Consider the following 4,385-nt stretch of genomic DNA (forward strand, 5'->3'; position numbering starts at 1 on the left):
ACCGCCGACACGCCGACACGATCGCCCTCCACTTCCAGGCTGATGCTGACGTTGCCCGACTGGCGCTGCGGCAGGTTCAGACTGCCGGCGCTGCTGCCACTACCGCTGCTGCTGCCGCCGCCGACTTGGTTGTTGAAGCTGCTGCCGTTGTTGGCGTCCATGCCGCGGTCGCCATCGCTGCCCAGCTGCGACGGAATGGCGCCTGGTGCCAGCGATGCCGAGCCGGCGCCGCTACGGTTGCCGCTGCTCGCAAAGGCTTCGCTGAGGCGTTCTGCCAGATCGCGGGCCTTGATGTAACGCAGCTCATGCGAGAACAGGCGCGCGCTGCCACCGGCGGTATCGATGCGGTCCAGCCACTGCTGGATCTGGTCCAGGTAGCGCACCTGCGGGGTGATCACCAGCACGGCGTTGGCGTTTTCCAGCGGCAGGAAACGGAACATGCCGGCGCTGGGCGTCTTGCTCTCTTCGCCGAATACCTTCTCCAGATCGGCCGCGACCTGCTCGGCCTTGCCGGACTGGATCGGGAACACACCCACCGACATCCCCGAGAGCCAGTCGACGTCGAAGATCTCGACGGTATGCAGATAATTCTCGAGTTCGGCACGGGTGCCGCCCAGGGTGATCACGTTGCGGCCGCTGTCGACGTTGACGATGGCATTGGGCCGCGCATAGGGCTCCAGCACCTTCTTCATCTCGGTGGCGGAGATGAACTGCAGCGGCACCACGCGCACTTCAAAGCCGCGTGCACTGGATGCGGGCGCAGTGCTCGGCGCCACGGTCCCGGCCAGTGCCTGGTCGGCGGCGACGATGTTGTAGCGGCCACCGCTGTAGACCATGCGGGCGTTATTCCAACCCAGCACCATCTCCAGCAGGTTCAGTGCCTGTGCCGGCGATACCGGCTTGGGCGTGGCCAGGGTCACCGTGCCCTGCACCCCCGGGGCGATCACGTAGTTCTGGCCGAGCATGTCACCGAGGATGGCCTTGACCACCGCGTGCACCGACTCGCCCTCGAAGTTGAAGGTGGCTTCGCCGGAGCTGGCCGCATGCAGCGCGGGCGACGGCTTGCGCGCGGCCTCGCGGTTGATCATGGTGCCGGTGCCACGGCGGATCACCGCCTGCGGCGTCCCCTGGGCTTGATCGGCCGCTTCGGTCTGCGCATCGGTGGCGGCCTGGCCGGCGCTGGCCGATGGCTGCAGGTTGCCGTTGCGTTGCACATGCGGGGCGGACACGGTGCTGCAGCCGACCAGCAGTGTCAGGGCAAGGGACCAGGGAAGAAAACGCAGATTCATGCATTCACTCTATCGGTTGGTGCCATCGCCCGGGGGCGGCGACGGTTGTTGCTGCTGTTGCTGCAGCTGACGGCGGCGGGCCTGGATGCGTTCGCGGATGGCCTGCATCTGCGCTTCGCTGGGACCGTTGGTGTTGGCAGGTGGCGCGGCGGCCGCGGCCGGTGCAGGCGACGCGGGAGCCACGTTGCCATCGGTGGCACGTGGGTTGGGCTGGGTCTGGCTGGGCGCCGGCTGTGGCGGCGGCGGCGGAACCACCGCGCCGGGCACAGGCGGTGCGCCATTGGCTCCGCGCAGGGCCGTTGGCGCTTCACCGCCCTGGCCATTGAACACGGCGAGCTCCAGCACCTGGCTGCCACTGGAGCCGATCACCGTGGCCTGGCGTGGTTCCAAGGCGACCAGTTGCCAGCCATCGACTGCATCGCCATTGAGGCGCAGGCGCAACGACCGGCCCTGTTCGGTGGTGAAGGTGGCCATGCTGAAATCACGGGTGAGCAGCACGCCGGTCAGGCGCAGCGCGGGACTGGCGGCGGCTTCGCTGCCCCCCAGCAGATACGGGCGTGGCTTGCGGTCTTCGGCGAACAGGGGCCGCTCGCTGATCACGCTGTAGCTGTCTGCGCCGGCCATGCGTTCGGGCGCCAGCACGGGCAACGCCGGCAGCGCGGCCTGGGCGTCGCCCTCTGCGCTGACCACGGGTAGTTGGCTGCCAAGACCGAAGCCGGTGGCCAGCCAGGTCGCGGCCGCCCATCCGGCCAGCGCCAGCAACAGCCCGGTGCGCAGGTTGATCTGCTCAAGCTTCATCGGCCACCTCCTGCGCATCGGCAGCAGGCTGCTCCGCCGGTGCCGGTACAGGTGCCGGCGGCGACACCACCGGCGCAGCTGCAGGTGGCGCTGCAGGCGGCGTGGCCACGGGCGCTGTCGAGGAATCGGCGGCAGCACCCGGCAACAGGTAACCGGCCAGCTCGAAGGACACGTCCAGGCCGAGGCCGGATTCGTTCGGCGATTGCTGGAAGCGCTGTGCGATCAGGTTGAGGTTGTCCACGAACAGGCGCGGGCTGCCGGTCTCCAGGCTGTGCAGGACGGTGGCCAGTTCGGCCACGCCACAGCGCAGGCGCACCTGCATGGCCACGCGGACGAAGGCGGCATCGCGACGGTTGTCGCTCAATGGCGTGCGGTTGCTGATGGTGCAGCTGCGGTTGCCCGGGCTGGCCATCGCCACCGCATCCTGCAGGCGTGCGCCGAGCGCGGCCGCAGCGGCCTCGGCGGTGGCTTCCCGCAGGAACCCCGGGCGCTGCTGCAGGGCGTCGCGGGTCGCGCGCAGCCGCTGTTCGATCTGCGGCTGCTGCTGCAGCTGCGCCTGTACGCGCTGCTGGCGTTCGCGCAGGGCAGCGGCATCGGCATCGATCGCGAGCAGCTGCTGGGTGAACCATGGGTGCACCAGCAGCAGGTAGGCCAGGCCCAGCACTGCCAACAGCAGTGCCAGTGCCAGCCAGCGGTCACGGCGTGCGCTTGGCATCGGCATGGGCCGCCTCCGTGGTTTCAGTCGCGGCGGCTGCGGGCGCAGGTGCCGCCGAAGGCAATGGCTGCAGCTCGGCGGTCAGGGTGAAGCGGTCGCGGCCACTGGCGGCACCATCGGCCTGCAGCACGCCGGTAAGGTTCACCTTGCGCCACTGCGGCGCGTCCTGCAGCAGCGGAACCAGCTGCGATGCTTCGCTGCTGAGGCCGATCAGCTGCAGGCTGTTGTTCTCGATCGCCAGTTTTTCCAGGTAGGTGCCATCGGGCAGGCGCCGGGTCAGCTCATTCCACACTTCGACGGTACTGGCGCGCTGGTTGCGTTGTGTTTCCAGGAACGTCGCTCCATCCAGCAGCGCCTGCAGCTGGCTGCGTTCGCTGGCAACACCACGCGCACTGCGGGCGCTGCGCTCGACGTCTTCGCGCAGTGCATCGACGGCGGCGCGGCGATTGTCCAGCAGCTGCATCGCCGCCAGCACCAGCATCACCAGCGCCGCTGCGGCAAGCAGCAGGTTCCAGCGCCGCATCGGGTCCGGCCGCTGTTGACGCTGCGCGGGCGGCAGCAGGTTGACCTGCAGCGCGCGGCCCTGTGCATCGATTGCATCGACACCGGCCAGCGTGTCAGCCCACTCGCCGATCTGCGCACGCCAGTCATCGAGCTGGCGCAGCGGCCAGGCCACCAGCTCCACCTGCAGCAGGCCTTCGCCGGCACTGCCAAGTTCACGGATGTCATAGCTGACCTGGCTGGCTTCGAACGGTGTCTGCCGGTCGATCTCGTAGCCGACCACCGCACGCAGGCGGTCACCGGCCGCGGCGGGCAGGCGCAGATTGCGCCGCAGGACCTGCCCGGCGGGCAGCAGCCACACCCGTGGCAGGCTGCGCAGGCGCGGCTCCAGCACGCGGTCCAGGTCCGCCGGTTGCAGCGGCCACGGAAGACGGGCCACGGGCTCGAGGCCGTCACCGGTTTCGCGCCAGACCTGCAGTTGCCCGTCTTCGCGCTGCAGCAGCAGGCGGGTCTGCGACCAGCCCAGCGCCCATTGCCAGCGCATCGGCACCCAGGCCAGCAACGACTGCCGCCACCAGCGCAGGAAACGGCCGGCACCGGGGCCGATCTGGCCCTGCACCTGCCGCAGACTGTCCTGCCAAGCCGTCATCTTGCTGCCATTCCCTGCTCCCAGCGAAGCACTGTGTAGGTCCGGCCGGGCACCCCGCCCGATCCGTTGCGCACCACCGCCTGCAGCACCGACAGGCGTCCGCTGCCGTCAGTGGCGCGGGACTCGATACTATAGGTGCCACTGCCGCTGGCAAGCGCCGATGCACCCGCAGCGTTATCTCCGTCACGCTCCTGCTGGGCGCGTTGCGCCAGCAGTTGCTCCGCATCCAGGCCCATTGCCGTCAACACCGGGCCACTGGCGAAGCGCGGATCCGGGCGTGCCTGGCGGCTGTAAAGCGTCAGGTGCGGCAGCATCGCGGCATACAGCGACCCGCGCATTCCCAGCACCCGCTGCAGTTCGCCCAGGGTTTCAAAGCGCTTGTTGCGCGGGCCATAGGGCAGGCCCGCAGCGGCGTACTCGGGCGCCTCGGCAC

The 4,385-nt window shown here is 69.4% G+C and carries 4 protein-coding genes and 1 pseudogene; all 5 read right to left on the bottom strand.

Translation table 11 applies throughout. From position 1 onward, the window contains the following. Window positions 1–1,289 (bottom strand): secretin N-terminal domain-containing protein (locus DBR20_RS20950; RefSeq protein WP_308812627.1); only part of this gene is annotated, 1,289 nt, incomplete at its 3' end. 9 nt (window positions 1,290–1,298) lie between these two features. Beyond that, complete coding sequence (locus tag DBR20_RS20955) at window positions 1,299–2,087, bottom strand: general secretion pathway protein GspN (protein ID WP_108268216.1); 789 nt, start codon at window positions 2,085–2,087, stop codon at window positions 1,299–1,301. Next, on the bottom strand, window positions 2,077–2,802 hold the full coding sequence (gspM, locus tag DBR20_RS20960) for a type II secretion system protein GspM (RefSeq protein WP_258223457.1): 726 nt from the start codon (window positions 2,800–2,802) through the stop codon (window positions 2,077–2,079). Before gspM ends, DBR20_RS20955 begins: the two co-directional genes overlap by 11 nt. Then, the gene (locus DBR20_RS20965; RefSeq protein WP_108268220.1) at window positions 2,783–3,952 is read right to left on the bottom strand and encodes a PilN domain-containing protein; all 1,170 of its coding nucleotides are present in this window, start codon (window positions 3,950–3,952) and stop codon (window positions 2,783–2,785) included. The genes gspM and DBR20_RS20965 overlap by 20 nt, the downstream gene beginning before the upstream one ends. Further along, a pseudogene (locus DBR20_RS23605) lies at window positions 3,949–4,385 on the bottom strand (general secretion pathway protein GspK); the annotation flags it as partial. The pseudogene DBR20_RS23605 and the gene DBR20_RS20965, both read right to left, overlap by 4 nt.

This window comes from Stenotrophomonas sp. HMWF023 (genome assembly GCF_003060985.1).
GTDB classification, from domain to species: domain Bacteria; phylum Pseudomonadota; class Gammaproteobacteria; order Xanthomonadales; family Xanthomonadaceae; genus Stenotrophomonas; species Stenotrophomonas lactitubi.

Excerpts from the sequence above, each read along its gene's own strand:
- DBR20_RS20955 (WP_108268216.1), bottom strand. The coding sequence starts at position 2,087 with ATGAAGCTTGAGCAGATCAACCTGCGCACCGGGCTGTTGCTGGCGCTG.
- gspM (WP_258223457.1), bottom strand. The coding sequence starts at position 2,802 with ATGCCAAGCGCACGCCGTGACCGCTGGCTGGCACTGGCACTGCTGTTG.
- DBR20_RS20965 (WP_108268220.1), bottom strand. The coding sequence starts at position 3,952 with ATGACGGCTTGGCAGGACAGTCTGCGGCAGGTGCAGGGCCAGATCGGC.